This is a genomic window from Aureimonas sp. D3 (assembly GCF_001463805.1).
Classification (GTDB): domain Bacteria; phylum Pseudomonadota; class Alphaproteobacteria; order Rhizobiales; family Rhizobiaceae; genus Aureimonas; species Aureimonas ureilytica_A.
This window is the reverse complement of sequence record NZ_BBWM01000034.1, coordinates 25,784-39,143: the sequence shown is the minus strand read 5'-3', so window position 1 is coordinate 39,143 and position 13,360 is coordinate 25,784. Positions and strand designations below refer to the sequence as shown.

Here is a 13,360-nt window from a genome sequence, read left to right as displayed (position 1 = left end):
AAACAGGGTCTTGCGCGTGTTCTGATCGCCTCCCGGCCTGTTTGCAAGTTCGCCGGTCTCGGAGGCTGCGCGGTTTTTGGCGAAGCGCGGACGCGTGTGGGATCGGCCATCGGCCTCGGGCGCGCGTCCGCGCTGGCGAAACGGCGTGCGAGACGTTATCTCGCGGGAGAAGACCTCAGCAAAAGAGCGGCTCGTCCCTTGCCCAGCGCCTCCCCCCCTGCCCGATCCGTCCGTCCGCTCGTTCTCGGCATCGAGACGAGTTGCGACGAAACGGCGGCGAGCGTCGTCGGGCGGGGCGCGGACGGGCGGCCCGTGGTTCTGTCCAATGTCGTGCTCAGCCAGATCGAGGAACACGCGGCCTTTGGCGGCGTCGTGCCGGAAATCGCCGCGCGCGCCCATGCCGAGAGCATCGGCCCCATCGTCGAAGCCGGCTTGGCGGAGGCCGGCGTCACGCTGGACGAGATCGACGCCGTGGCCGCGACCAGCGGGCCGGGCCTCGTCGGCGGGCTCATCGTCGGCGCGCTGGTCGGCAAGGCCATCGCCGCCTCGCGCAAGCTGCCCTTTCTCGCCGTGAACCATCTGGAGGGCCACGCGCTGACCCCGAGGCTGACGGATGCACTCGCCTATCCCTATCTCCTGCTGCTCGTGTCGGGCGGGCACACGCAGATTCTTCTCGTCTCCGGCCTCGGCCAGTACGAGCGCTGGGGCACGACGATCGACGACGCGCTGGGCGAGGCCTTCGACAAGACCGCCAAGCTCCTGGAACTGCCCCATCCCGGCGGCCCGAGCGTCGAGCGCATGGCGCGCGAGGGCGACGCCCGGCGCTTCGACCTGCCCCGGCCGCTGCGGGGCGAGAAGCGGCTCGACTTCTCCTTCTCCGGCCTCAAGACGGCGGTGCGCCAGATCGCGCTGGCCCACGCGCCGCTCAGCGAACAGGACGTGGCCGATCTCTGCGCCGGCTTTCAGCGCGCGGCGGCCGAGAGCGTGCGGGACCGCGTGACGCTGGCGCTCGCCCGCTTCCGCGAGACCTATCCCGGTCTCGAAGACCCGGTTCTGGCGGTGGCCGGCGGCGTCGCGGCCAATGGCGAAATCCGCGCGGCGCTGCGTGAGGCGACCGAGCGCCATGGCGTGCGCCTCGTTTCGCCGCCGCTGGCACTCTGCACCGACAATGGCGCGATGATCGCCTATGCCGGGCTGGAGCGGCTGGAAGCGGGACTGACCGACCCGCTCTCGGCCCCCGTGCGCCCGCGCTGGCCGCTGGACGAAACCGCCGCGCCGCTGGTCGGCTTCGGCAAGCGCGGAGCCAAGGCATGAGCGTCAGTGTGATCGGCGGCGGTGCCTGGGGCACGGCGCTCGGCGCCATGCGCGCGCGGGACGGAGAGCCCGTGCGCCTCTATGCGCGGGACGCCGAGAGCGTCGCGGCAATCCGAACATTGGGCGAGAATCCGCGCTATCTCCCCGGCATCGCACTGCCCGCCTCGCTGGAGGCGGTGAACGACTTGGGCCTCGCGCTGGAGGGGGCCAATATCGTGCTCCTCGTCCTGCCGGCGCAGGCGCTGCGCCTCGCCTGCCGCGACCTGAAACCGCATCTGAGACCCGGCGCGGCCCTCGTCCTCTGCTCCAAGGGGATCGAGCGCGACACCGGGCTCTTCGCCTCCGCCGTGGTGGAGGAGGAACTGCCGGGCCACCCCGTCGCGGTTCTCTCTGGCCCGAGCTTCGCCTCGGATGTCGCGGCGGGCCTTCCGACCGCCGTGACGTTGGCGGCCAGCGAGGGAGCGCTCGCGGCCAGCCTCGCACAGCGCCTGTCCTCGCCCGCTTTCCGCATCTACGCGGGGGACGACATTCTCGGCGTCGAGGCCGGCGGCTCTTTGAAAAATGTTCTCGCCATCGCGGCCGGGGCCAGTGCGGGGCTCGGCCTCGGCGCTTCGGCGCTCGCCGCCCTCGTCACGCGTGGCTTCGTGGAACTGCGCCGGTTGGGCGAAGCGCTGGGCGCGCGGCCCGACACGCTGCTCGGTCTGTCCGGCCTCGGCGATCTCGTACTCACCTGTTCGGGCGCGCAGTCCCGCAACTTCGCCTATGGGCTGGCGCTCGGCCGGGGCGAGGACACGCGAACCTTGAAGCTGGCGGAAGGCGTCTATTCCGCCGCCATTGCAGCTCAGCTGGCGCGCGAGCGCGGCATCGAAGCGCCGATCATCGAGACCGTGGCCGCGATGCTGGACGAGGGCCTGCCGGCGGCCGACGCCATGCGCGCGCTGCTCGCGCGCCCGCTCAAGCGCGAGTTCGATTGAAGCGCTGACGAAGCGCCCTCGATTGACAAAGCCCGTCGCCATCGGCCAGACGCGGGCAGCATCGCAGCCGGCTCCGGCCGGCCCATTCGGAGACGCCCCATGCTGTTTGCCCTTCTCTGCGAAGACCGCGCCGACGCCGGCTCGCTGCGCGCCGAAACCCGCCCCGCGCATCTGGAGCACCTGAAGGCGCTCGGCCCCGTCCTGAAATTCGCCGGCCCCTTCCTCGGATCCGATGACAAGCCGAACGGCAGCCTTCTCGTGGTCGAGGCCGAAAGCCTGGAGGCGGCCCGCGCGCTGGCCGATCAGGATCCCTATGCCAAGGCCGGGCTCTTCTCCTCCGTCACCGTCCGTCGCTGGAACTGGACCGTAAACAATCCCGAGCAGGCCTGACCCATGGCGTTCTGGCTGTTCAAGTCGGAGCCGTTCAAATGGTCCTTCGACGAGCAGAAGGCCTGCGGCGCGGCCGGCACGGAATGGACGGGCGTGCGCAACTATCAGGCGCGCAATTTCATGCGCTCCATGCAGATCGGCGAACGCGGCTTCTTCTACCATTCCAACGAGGGCAAGGCCGTGGTCGGCGTGGTGGAGGTCTCGGCCCTCGCCCATCCCGATTCCACGGCCGATGACCTGCGCTGGGAATGCGTGGACATCCGCGCCGTCTGCGACATGCCGAACCCCGTATCGCTGGATGTCGTGAAGGCCGAGCCGCGCCTGAAGGACATGGTGCTCGCCACCAATTCGCGCCTGTCGGTGCAGCCGGTGACGGAAGCGGAGTTCCACGTCATCTGCGAGATGGGCGGGCTCGATCCGGCCAAGGCTCTGGGGTGATCGAAGCGGCCGGCCCAAAGCGTCGCAGCGGGCCGGCGGAACCTCGGGCAGAACAGAACATTGTGGGAACAGACCCTATCAGGAGAGTTCCCATGACGTCATCCCAGCCCAAGGTCGACGCGCCGTCCAATGCCGAGAAGAACCCGGACGACTGGACCACCGGCGACGAGCCGATGACGGGCGCGCAGGCCTCCTATCTTCAGACGCTCTGCGAAGAGACGGATCAGGCGTTCAACCCCGACCTGTCGAAGGCCGACGCCTCGAAGATGATCGACGAGCTTCAGGGCAAGAGCAAGCGCCTCAAGAACGCCTAAGAGCCGGGGCGCAAGGACCCTGCGGGCCGATCCGCCGGGTCCTTGCGCCCCTATCATCGTTCCCGATGCTCCCCGATGCGCTGCATCGTCTGCGCTCGGCTCCTCGTCGGGAACGCAAGTCCCTCGCCGGCTTTCCGCCGTAGGGTTCTGTCCCCGGCTCTAAGACCGAAAGCCCCGCTTTTGGGAGCAGGACATCTTGTCGTCATGATGCGAAAGCCCGCCGCAATGGTCTCGCGGCGGGCTTTTGCACGTTGGTGCTTGCCTTTTGGTGATTGCGTTCGGCTCAGAGATAGCCGAGCAACCAGATGATCAGGATGATGGGGAGCGGGATGCCGATCAACCACAACAATCCACCCTTGAGCATCGCACGAACTCCCTGCTGTCTTTTGTTGAGGGAAAAAGGCTCTGGGAGCTCGAATGGTTCCGCCCTTCGTCAGCCGGCCAAACAATGACGACCGCGACGGCCGATCGGCGCGCCTTCATTCTCGCCAACACGTCGCGTCTGCGCCCGCCCCATGTGCCCGAGCTCGAGTTGCATCTGGCGAGCGAGGTGCATGATCTCTGGATTCGCACCGAGGAAGAACTGGAGGCCGAGGGCCTGCCGCCGCCCTTCTGGGCCTTTGCCTGGGCCGGCGGACAGGGGCTTGCCCGCTTCGTCTTGGATCACCCCGATCGCTTTGCCGGCCAGCATGTGGTGGATTTCGCCACCGGCTCCGGCCTCGTCGCGATCGCCGCGATGAAGGCGGGCGCGGCCGAGGCGCTGGGGCTCGACATCGATCCGTTCGCGGTGGAGGCGGCGCGGCTCAATGCCGAGCACAATGGCGTCGCGCTCACGCTGGAGCGGCGGGACGCGATCGGCGAAGCGCTGGACACGGACATTCTTCTAGCCGGCGACGTGTTCTACGACCCGAACTTCTCGCTGACGCTGGAGCCCTGGTTCGACCGGCTGGCGGCGAGCGGCGTCGAAATCTATGTCGGCGACCCCGGCCGCTTCTATCTGCCCCATGCCCGCGTGATCAAGCAGGCGGTCTATGAGGTGCCGGTGACGCGCATTCTGGAAGATGCCGAGGTCAAGCGCACGACGGTCTGGCGCTGGCGGGCGGACTGAACCCGGCCGCAGCGGCGGGGAAACCGAACGCCCTCCGATTTCACGTGAAACATCGCACCTGAAGCCGACAACAAAAAAGGCGGCCGAAGCCGCCTTTTGTTCATGGATGACGGAGGGGCTCACCCGCGCGGGGCGAGAACCATCATCATCTGGCGGCCTTCGAGCTTGGGCTCGGCTTCCACCTTGGAGATTTCGGCCGTGTCTTCCTTGACGCGGCTCAGAAGCTGCATACCCAGTTCCTGGTGCGCCATTTCGCGACCACGGAAGCGCAGCGTCACCTTGACCTTGTCGCCTTCCTCGAAGAAGCGGCGAACCGCCTTCATCTTGGTCTCGTAGTCGTGATCATCGATGTTCGGGCGCATCTTGATCTCTTTGACCTCGATGACCTTCTGACGACGACGCGCTTCCGCCGCCTTCTTCTGGCCTTCGTATTTCAGCTTGCCGAGGTCGACGATCTTGCAAACGGGCGGAACGGCATTCGGCACGATCTCCACGAGATCGAGGCCGGCCTCTTCGGCCATCGCCATGGCTTCGGCCGTATTGATGACACCCCGGTTCTGCCCGTCCGCATCGATCAGCTGGATCTGGGGAACGCGGATGTCCCGGTTGGAGCGCGGACCTTCCTTCTGGGTCGGCGGCGCACGAAATGGTCTGCGAATGGTCGTTCACTCCCGCTGTTGACGACGTGGTGCGAAGTCTTGAAACAATGCCTCGCCCAAGCGGCGACCTCGCCGCGAAAGCGAAGGCTGCCCTCAAGTCGAGGTCTTAGCCTCTCATATAACACGGTGGCGACACGATTTCACCGGACCTATCCAGTTTTTTCCATAAGCTTTCCTTAAAGCCGTCTTGACAAGCGGCGCTTTAGCTCCGGTACGCAGGGTTCTGGACCTCAAGGACGCGGGCTTCTAATGCCACTCCTGCCCCCCCTCCGAACGATGGAGAGACCCGTGACATCCTCGACCGACAGCCCCCTTTCCGTCCCCGCGCCTCAGGGTCATAGGCTCGCCGCGCTCCATGTGGCGGGCCGCGCGCCGACCGTCGTCTGGCTCGGGGGCTTTCGCTCCGACATGCGCGGCACCAAGGCCGAGCGCCTGTCGGAGCAAGCCGCACGCTCGGGCCACGCCTTCCTGCGCTTCGACTATTCCGGCCATGGCGATTCGGAGGGTCGGTTCGAGGACGGCACCATTTCCTCCTGGACCGAGGATGCGCGCGCCGCCATCGAGGCGCTTGCGCCCAATGGCCCGCTGGTTCTCGTCGGCTCCTCGATGGGCGCCTGGATCGCCCTGCGCCTTGCCATGTCCTGGGCCGACCAGCCCGGCCGCGTCGCCGGCCTCGTACTTCTGGCCCCCGCGCCGGACTTCACCTCGCGTCTCCTGGAGCCGCGTTTGACGGAGGCGCAACGCGCCGAGATGGCACAGAACGGCTTCGTGGCCGAAGCCTCGCCCTATGACCCGCGCCCCACCGTCTACACGCGCGCGCTGATCGAAGACGGGCGGAACGCCAGCGTCATGACGGGGCCGATCCGCACCGGCTGCCCGGTCCACATCATCCAGGGCATGGCGGACCCCGACGTGCCGCACACCCATGCGCTGGAGCTTTTGAACTTTCTGCCGGGCGAAGGCGTGGCGCTGACGCTGGTGCCGGGTGGCGATCATCGCCTGTCGCGCGAAGAGGATCTGTCGCGCATGGAAAAGGCGGTTGCGAGCTTTCTGGAACTCGCGCAGTCTTGAGCGACGAGGCCATCGCGGCTGATTCACGAGAATTGTGACAGTTCCGCAACATTTCGGCGTCACGACGTCGAACCCGGCGTAAATCAGCGATTTTTCGCCGGGATAGGCCCTTGCCCTCCCTATCAGCTGCGCCATTTTGCGCCGCCTTTTCGCCCATCTTGTCGATATAAGGGGCCCATCGCAGCTCGGCTGCCCGTCCCGTCCGGTTGACAGGCTATCGCGCCGCACACACGATGCGGTCGGACCAGGGAAACGGGCCTGTCCAAAGACGGAGATCGCGATGATTTTTCGGCGCGTATTGGGCGCAACGGCTTCGCTTTGCCTTTTTTCGGCGCTCATGCCCCTGAGCGCTCTGGCGGCGGATGCCTTCATGCCGCTCGGCGATCCGACGCTTCAGCCTTTCGGCCATCGCGACTTCTGCCTGCGTCAGCCCGGCGAGTGCGATCCGATCGCGGGACCGGCCGCCACGCCTGTGACCCTCGACCTTCAGTTGAAGCTTCTGGTGGCGCAGGTGAACACGGACGTGAACACCGAGATCGCCCCCGATTCCGATCAGAACCTCTACGGCACCGAAGAATACTGGACCTATCCGACCAAGGGTAAGGGCGACTGCGAGGACTACGCGCTGGAAAAGCGCCGCCGCCTGCACGAGGCCGGCATTCCCATGGGCGATCTTCTGATGACGGTGGTGCGCAAGCCCGATGGCACCGGACACGCCATCCTGACGCTGCGCACGGTCTCGGGCGACTTCGTGCTCGACAATCTCGACTGGCGCGTGCGGCCTTGGACCGAGGTGTCCTACCGCTTCATCAAGCGCCAGCAGGTGGAACATCCCGGCCGCTGGGTTTCGATCGAGCGCGACGGCGAACCCCTGGTCAGCGCCGTCGAGAAGTAAGGAGGCGGGCGGCCCATGCCGCCCACCCAGTCCTGTCAGGCCGCCGGCCGTGTGCGTTCGATGCCCCGGCCGAGCGTCAGCATGACGAAGGCCCCGACCGTCACGGCAAGCGCCGAGTAGAGCGTGACGCCCACCGGGCCGAACCCGTCCACCAGCAGCCCGCCGACGATCGCGCCGCTGGCGATCGCCACCTGAAAGGCCGAGGACAGGAGCGCGCCGGAGCTTTCGGCCAGAGCCGGCGCGGCGCGCGCGTTCCAGATCGAGGCCGAGACGGGAAAGCCCCCAAAGGCAAAGCCCCAGACCGCCGTCGCGGCCATGGCGACCGCCGGCACAGCCCCTTGCAGGACGAGAACCAGCGCCGTCACACCGATCAGAAGCGAGGCGCTGGCAACAGCCCAGGCCGGGCTGCGCTCGGCAATGGCACCGCCCGCGACATTGCCGAGAAAGCCGCCGATGCCGAAGGCCAGAAGTGTCAGCGAAATGGTCGAGACACCCAGACGCGGCACCTCCTCCAGAAACGGACGGATGAAGGTGAAGCCGGCGAAATGGCCGGACACGACGATCACCACCGTCACGAGGCCCACCGCCACCGCGCGGTGCGACAGCGCCGTGCGGAAATCCGACAGGCTCGGCGCGGCGCTGGACGGGAGCGAGGGGAGCGTCACCAGCTGAAACAGGAGCGCGGCCGCGCCGATGCCGGACGCCGCGAGGAAGGTCGCGCGCCAGCCCCAAAGCTCACCCAGCGCCGAGCCGAGCGGGGCGGCGAAGACGGTGGCGAGCGACACACCCATGATGATGATGGAAATGGCGCGCGGCACCTGCGCGGAGGGCACGAGCCGCAGGGCGAGCGCCGTCATCATCGCCCAGAAGCCGCCGAGCGCAAAGCCGAGCAGGCCGCGCGCCAGAAGCAGCATGGGGATGCCAGTCGCAAAGGCCGCCATGACGCTGGAGGCAATCAGAAGCGCCATCAAGGCGAAGACGATGCTGCGCCGGTCGAGCCGGCCGGAGCTGAGCACCAGAAGCGGGCCGGCAAAGGCGGCAACGACGGCGGTCGCCGTGATCGCCTGCCCGACGGCTCCGTGCGACACGCCGAGATCGGCGGCCATCGGCGTCAACAGGCTGACCGGCAGGAATTCCGACGTCACGAGGCCGAAGACGCCGAAGGACAGGGAGACGACAGGGGCCCAGGCCGTGCGCTCCGCAGGCGGACGAACCTCCGCAAGGGCCAGATCGGGCGAGCAGATCGTGTCGGACATGAATGTCCTCCAAGTTGATGCAGTGCGAGATGGCCGCACCATAGGCTCGTGGCCTTGGCGTTTCCATGCTAGAAACTCTCGACTTCTTGTCCGATCGTCCAAAGCCTTTCGGTCAAGTCGAGGACGAGGGAAGCGTGCTGGAGCGTTCGAGCGAACGAGGGATACGCGATGGATGCACTGACGGATATGCTGCGGGGCCTTCGCCTCGACGGGGTGGAATATGGCCGCTGCCGCCTGTCGGGCGAGTGGAGCTTCCATTACCCCGCGCAGACCCATGCCTATTTTCATTTCGTGGCGGGCCGGGGCTGCTGGCTGCAGGAGCCGGACGGGACCTGGAGCGAGTTGACGGCGGGCGACGCCATTCTCGTGCCGCGCGGCGCGGCCCATACGCTGGCCAGCGCGCCGGGCGTGACGCCGCGCGCCTTTCCGCGCCGCGAATGCCTCGCCATCTGCGAAAGCGTCTTCGACTATACCGCCACGGATGTGGAAAGCGACGAGGAGACGCTGCTCTTCTGCGGCTCCATGCGCTTCAATCTCGACGGGCTGCATCCGCTCCTGAAGCTCATGCCCGACCTCATGCGCGCGCGCGAACTCATGGTGAGCGAGCCGGCGATCCCGCATCTCCTCCAGGCCATGGTGAGCGAGTGCGCCATGAGCCGCGTCGGGGCGAGCGGCATTCTGGCCCGGCTGGCCGATGTCATGGCCGCGCAGATCATCCGATCCTGGGTGGAGGTCGGTTGCCATCTGTCGAAGGGCTGGCTGACGGCCTTGCGCGATCCGCAGCTCGGCCAGGTTCTGGCCGCGATCCATGCCGAGCCGGAGCGCGACTGGACGGTGGCGGACCTCGCCGACAGGATGGGCGTCTCGCGCTCGGGCTTTGCCGCGAAGTTCACCGCGCTGGTGGGCACGACCCCGGCGCGCTACGTCGCTGAGATTCGCATCCACCAGGCCCGGCAGTGGATCGGCCGCGACGGAATGCGCATCGCGGAGGCCGCGCATCGGCTGGGCTATGATTCGGAAGCGTCCTTCAGCCGCGCCTTCAAGCGCATCACCGGCACCGCGCCGGGGCGGCTCAAGTCCGTACCCCGTCAGCGCTCCTCGCCGCTGCCGCTGCCGCCGGGCGAAGCGTCCGGTTCGTCGGCCGAGCCGGGAATGACATAGGCGCCCGACAGCCAGCGATGGAGGTCCACCGACTTGCAGCGGGGCGAGCAGAAGGGGAAGTCGGCCTGCGAGGAAGGCCGGCTGCATTCGGGACATTTGCGACGGGGGCGGAGCGGCGTGACGCTGGCGCTCATGGCGTGACCCTTTCGTTCAGGCGGGAAGGCCCGCCGAAACCGCGGGCAGGACGAAGCCTTCGCCTTGCAGAAGCGCCATCGTCTCATAAAGCGGCAGGCCGACGACGCCCGTATAGGAGCCGACGAGCCGCACCACGAAGGCCCCGGCCAGACCCTGGATGGCGTAGCCGCCCGCCTTGCCCTGCCACTCGCCCGAATCGATATAGCGCGAGATGTCGTCGCGCGAGAGGCGCTTGAAGCGCACGCGCGTTTCCGACAGCTTCTCGCGCACACGCCCGTTCGGCGAGACCGTGCAGACGCCGGTGAAGACGCGGTGCGTGCGGCCCGACAGGAGACGCAGGCATTCGATCGCCTCGTCCTCGATCTCGGCCTTGGGCAGGATCTGCCGACCGACGCCGACCACCGTATCGGCGCCCAGCGTGAAGCGACCGGCCGTTTCCCCGCGCCCCTTCAGGGCCTCGTAGGCCTTCATCGCCTTGAGGCGCGCAAGGCGTTTGGCGAGATGGCGGGGGTGTTCGGAGCGCTCGGGCGTCTCGTCCACATCGGCGGGCAGAAGGCGCTCGGGCTCGATCCCGGCCTGCTGGAGGAGTTCGAGACGGCGCGGCGAGGCCGACGCCAGAACCAGGGCGCTCGGCGGCTTCATGCGGGCTTACTTGAAGCGGTAGGTGATTCGACCCTTGGTGAGGTCGTAGGGCGTCATTTCCACGAGCACCTTGTCGCCGGTGAGAACGCGGATGCGGTTCTTGCGCATGCGGCCCGCCGTGTGCGCGATGATCTCATGGTCGTTCTCGAGCTTGATGCGGAACGTCGCGTTCGGCAGGAGTTCGGTGACGACTCCCGGAAACTCGAGAACTTCTTCTTTCGCCATGCGTCTGTTAACCTTCGGGTATAGGGGCAGCGGGATCGGACCCCGCCCCTCGGATAAGGGATACGGCCCGCCTTCGGCAGGTCTGATCAATGGATTCGCGCCCTAGATCGGTCTTCGGGCGCGAAAAAGCAAGCGTTTCCGACGCTGGCGCGTCCAGCGCCGCTGGATCGCGTCAGGAAGAGATGCGCTCGATCTCCGCGCCGCAGGCGCCGAGCTTCTCTTCCAGCCGCTCGAAGCCACGGTCGAGATGATAGACGCGGTTCACCGTCGTCTCGCCCTCGGCCGCCAGCCCGCCGATGACGAGCGAGACGGAAGCGCGCAGGTCCGTCGCCATGACGGGCGCGCCGGCCAGGCGCGGCACGCCCTCGATGCGCGCCATCTGGCCCGACAGCGAAATCTTCGCGCCGAGCCGCGCCAGCTCCTGCACATGCATGAAACGGTTTTCGAAGATCGTCTCGGTGATATGCGACACGCCGTCGGCGCGCGTCATCAGCGCCATGAACTGCGCCTGGAGATCGGTCGGGAAGCCGGGGAACGGGTCGGTCACGACATCCACGGGGCGGATGCCATTGCCGTTGCGCCGAATACGGATGCCGTTCGGCACGTCGCTGACCTCCGCGCCCGCATCGCCCAGCGCCACCAGCGCGTTGCGCAGAAGGTCGCCCTGCGTGCCTTCCAGCGTCACGTCGCCGCCGGTCATGGCGACGGCCATGGCATAGGTGCCGGTCTCGATGCGATCGGGCAGGACGCGGTGGCGCGCGCCCGACAAGGCTTCGACGCCCTCGATCGTGATGGTGGAGGTGCCCGCGCCGGAAATGCGCGCGCCCATGGCGTTGAGGCAGGCGGCGAGATCCTGCACTTCCGGCTCGCGCGCGGCATTGTCCAGCACCGTCTCGCCCTTGGCGAGCGAGGCGGCCATCATGAGAACATGGGTCGCGCCGACCGACACCTTGGGGAAGGAGAAATGCGTGCCGACGAGGCCCTTGGGCGCTTCGGCGACGACATAGCCGGCCTCGATGTCGATCTGCGCGCCGAGCGCGCGGAGCCCATCGATGAACAGATCGACCGGGCGCGTGCCGATGGCGCAGCCGCCCGGCAGCGACACGCGAGCGCGGCGCATGCGCGCCAGAAGCGGGCCGATGACCCAGAAGCTCGCGCGCATCTTCGAGACCAGCTCGTAGGGAGCGGTCGTATCGACGATGGTGCGGGCGTTGAAATGGATGGTGCGGCCCGAGCCCATCGTGGTCGCGAGGCGCTTGCCCGAGACCGAATAATCCACGCCATGATTTCCGAGAATGCGGATCAGCTGCTCGACATCGGCCAGATGCGGCACGTTTTCCAGCGTCAGCGTGTCGTCCGTCAGGAGCGAGGCGATCATCAGCGGCAAGGCGGCGTTCTTGGCGCCCGAAATCGCGATCGTGCCGTTGAGGGCGTTGCCGCCGCGAATGCGAATCCGATCCATGAGAAGCCCTTGCAGTCTGGTGGGACGGCTCGCCGGCGGGAAGCCGACAAGACATGGCGATGGTCCGCGCCGGGGGATGCGGTCTTTTGCGGTCTCTCGGGGCGAGGCGAAGCTCCTGTCCCGAAACGAACTCCGCGAATACGCGGCCCCTCCAGCGCCGACAAGCGACGAAGCCCGGTGCTCTACACGAGCGAGCCCCGGTGAGCAAATCCGTCAGCCAGCCGAGCGATTCAGAGCTTCAAGCGGTTCGCCTCGTCGCGCCTTCCCACCGCATCGAAGCTTTTTCGTGATCGAGGCAGGCGAGGTCTTCAATGCGGGCGCAGCACCACGTCGAGGCCGAACAGGATCATGGCGGCAATCGCGATCTTCCAGAAATCGCCGCGCCGGCGCAGGCCCGGCCAGCCGAGCGGACGCCAGATGTGGAAGGCCATCACGAGAATGATGAGAAAGGAGAAGATCTTGTTCATGCGCGCCGCCGGTGCCCTCAGAGCGTCTAACAATATCTCGCGGGGTCGGCTGGAGGTTTTGCTAGACGATCTCGGCCCTCTCTAGCGGGAAAAGCGCGCGCCGTCGCCCCGCCGACGAAAAAGGCCCGGACGCTGCCGTCCGGGCCTTGTCATGCGGTCAAAGATCGAGTGATCAGGCGCCCTTGGCCGCCTTCATCTTGGGCATCAGCACCGAGCCGATCACATGCACCACGCCGTTGGACTGCTTCACATCGGGCGTCTGGATGGCGGCGCTCTTGCCGGTGCGGTCGATCACGGTGAGCTTCTTGCCGGAAAGCTTCACGGTCAGCGGCTCGCCTTCCACGGTCTTCAAACGAACCTCGCCGCCATTGCGGCGCGCTTCGCGCATCAGGCGCTCGGCCGAATAGTCGCCGGCCACGACGTGATAGGTCAGGATCTTGGTGAGAGTCGCCTTGTTCTCCGGCTTCACCAGCGTTTCCACGGTGCCCTTGGGCAGCTTGCCGAAGGCGTCGTTGGTGGGCGCGAAGACGGTGAACGGACCCTTGGACGCGAGCGTGTCGACGAGACCGGCAGCCTTTACGGCGGCGACCAGTGTCGTGAGGTTCGGCGCTTCGGGCGCGTTCTGGGCGATCGTCTTGTTGGCATACATCGGCGCGCCGCCGACCATGACGGGCGACTGTGCGAGGGCTGCGCCCGACACGCCCAGCGAAGCGGCGACGAGCAGGACGGCGAAGGACTTGCGGATCATGGATAGTCTCCCCTGAAGCGTCCCGCCTTGTTCCGGCGGGGTCGGGCAGAGCTACGAGGCGAGACGGTGCGGCGGATGCAGGGGCGGAGAAGTTTTTTTCG

17 protein-coding genes are annotated in these 13,360 nt (G+C 67.2%); 9 read left to right on the top strand and 8 right to left on the bottom strand.

All coding sequences use genetic code 11. The features are described from left to right. Positions 1–198: 198 nt before the first annotated feature. The 6 genes from tsaD (at position 199) to AUL36_RS09405 (ending at position 4,538) form a co-directional block, all read left to right on the top strand. Positions 199–1,314, top strand: a complete 1,116-nt coding sequence (gene tsaD / locus AUL36_RS09430) for a tRNA (adenosine(37)-N6)-threonylcarbamoyltransferase complex transferase subunit TsaD (RefSeq protein WP_062220149.1) — start codon at positions 199–201, stop codon at positions 1,312–1,314. Further along, on the top strand, positions 1,311–2,288 hold the full coding sequence (locus AUL36_RS09425; RefSeq protein ID WP_062220010.1) for an NAD(P)H-dependent glycerol-3-phosphate dehydrogenase: 978 nt from the start codon (positions 1,311–1,313) through the stop codon (positions 2,286–2,288). The genes tsaD and AUL36_RS09425 overlap by 4 nt, the downstream gene beginning before the upstream one ends. 99 nt (positions 2,289–2,387) lie before the next feature. Beyond that, on the top strand, positions 2,388–2,678 hold the full coding sequence (locus tag AUL36_RS09420; protein ID WP_062220008.1) for a YciI-like protein: 291 nt from the start codon (positions 2,388–2,390) through the stop codon (positions 2,676–2,678). 3 nt (positions 2,679–2,681) lie between these two features. Further along, positions 2,682–3,116 carry an EVE domain-containing protein gene (locus AUL36_RS09415; RefSeq protein ID WP_062220006.1) on the top strand — a complete coding sequence of 145 codons (435 nt, stop codon included), beginning with the start codon at positions 2,682–2,684 and terminating at the stop codon, positions 3,114–3,116. Between the two features lie 92 nt (positions 3,117–3,208). After that, on the top strand, positions 3,209–3,430 hold the full coding sequence (locus AUL36_RS09410) for a DUF3072 domain-containing protein (RefSeq protein WP_058636438.1): 222 nt from the start codon (positions 3,209–3,211) through the stop codon (positions 3,428–3,430). Between the two features lie 448 nt (positions 3,431–3,878). Then, positions 3,879–4,538 carry a class I SAM-dependent methyltransferase gene (locus tag AUL36_RS09405; RefSeq protein WP_062220004.1) on the top strand — a complete coding sequence of 220 codons (660 nt, stop codon included), beginning with the start codon at positions 3,879–3,881 and terminating at the stop codon, positions 4,536–4,538. A 119-nt stretch (positions 4,539–4,657) separates the two neighbouring features. Here AUL36_RS09405 and infC read toward each other — a convergent pair whose 3' ends face one another. Next, positions 4,658–5,197 carry a translation initiation factor IF-3 gene (infC, locus tag AUL36_RS09400; RefSeq protein WP_082640160.1) on the bottom strand — a complete coding sequence of 180 codons (540 nt, stop codon included), beginning with the start codon at positions 5,195–5,197 and terminating at the stop codon, positions 4,658–4,660. Positions 5,198–5,485: 288 nt separating this feature from the next. On the opposite strand from infC, the gene AUL36_RS09395 reads away from it, so the two are divergent. Both AUL36_RS09395 and AUL36_RS09390 read left to right on the top strand, forming a co-directional pair. After that, positions 5,486–6,268 (top strand): alpha/beta hydrolase, encoded by a 783-nt coding sequence (locus AUL36_RS09395; RefSeq protein WP_244497088.1) that lies wholly within the window; start codon positions 5,486–5,488, stop codon positions 6,266–6,268. 337 nt (positions 6,269–6,605) lie between these two features. Continuing rightward, a complete protein-coding gene (locus AUL36_RS09390; RefSeq protein ID WP_244493374.1) occupies positions 6,606–7,163 on the top strand; it encodes a transglutaminase-like cysteine peptidase in 558 nt (185 codons plus the stop codon). Positions 7,164–7,198: 35 nt separating this feature from the next. Here the strand turns inward: AUL36_RS09390 and AUL36_RS09385 are convergent, their stop codons facing one another. Further along, positions 7,199–8,419: an MFS transporter gene (locus AUL36_RS09385; protein WP_082640159.1), complete on the bottom strand. Its 1,221-nt coding sequence runs from the start codon at positions 8,417–8,419 to the stop codon at positions 7,199–7,201. Positions 8,420–8,587: 168 nt separating this feature from the next. Between AUL36_RS09385 and AUL36_RS09380 the strand changes: the two genes are divergently transcribed. Further along, positions 8,588–9,580 (top strand): AraC family transcriptional regulator, encoded by a 993-nt coding sequence (locus AUL36_RS09380; protein ID WP_062219998.1) that lies wholly within the window; start codon positions 8,588–8,590, stop codon positions 9,578–9,580. Here AUL36_RS09380 and yacG read toward each other — a convergent pair. The 6 genes from yacG to AUL36_RS09355 all read right to left on the bottom strand — a co-directional run bounded on the left by yacG (position 9,508) and on the right by AUL36_RS09355 (position 13,259). Continuing rightward, the gene (gene yacG, locus AUL36_RS09375) at positions 9,508–9,714 is read right to left on the bottom strand and encodes a DNA gyrase inhibitor YacG (protein ID WP_062219996.1); all 207 of its coding nucleotides are present in this window, start codon (positions 9,712–9,714) and stop codon (positions 9,508–9,510) included. The genes AUL36_RS09380 and yacG overlap by 73 nt on opposite strands. Before the next feature lie 16 nt (positions 9,715–9,730). Then, a complete protein-coding gene (locus AUL36_RS09370) occupies positions 9,731–10,357 on the bottom strand; it encodes a Maf-like protein (protein WP_062219994.1) in 627 nt (208 codons plus the stop codon). Positions 10,358–10,363: 6 nt separating this feature from the next. Beyond that, positions 10,364–10,582, bottom strand: coding sequence for a translation initiation factor IF-1 (infA, locus tag AUL36_RS09365; RefSeq protein ID WP_019994787.1), 219 nt, complete (start codon positions 10,580–10,582; stop codon positions 10,364–10,366). 172 nt (positions 10,583–10,754) lie between these two features. Next, the gene (murA, locus tag AUL36_RS09360) at positions 10,755–12,044 is read right to left on the bottom strand and encodes a UDP-N-acetylglucosamine 1-carboxyvinyltransferase (RefSeq protein ID WP_058636432.1); all 1,290 of its coding nucleotides are present in this window, start codon (positions 12,042–12,044) and stop codon (positions 10,755–10,757) included. A gap of 308 nt (positions 12,045–12,352) precedes the next feature. After that, a complete protein-coding gene (locus AUL36_RS24210) occupies positions 12,353–12,511 on the bottom strand; it encodes a hypothetical protein (protein WP_192843374.1) in 159 nt (52 codons plus the stop codon). 172 nt (positions 12,512–12,683) lie between these two features. Then, complete coding sequence (locus AUL36_RS09355) at positions 12,684–13,259, bottom strand: fasciclin domain-containing protein (protein WP_058599399.1); 576 nt, start codon at positions 13,257–13,259, stop codon at positions 12,684–12,686. Between the last annotated feature and the right edge of the window lie 101 nt (positions 13,260–13,360).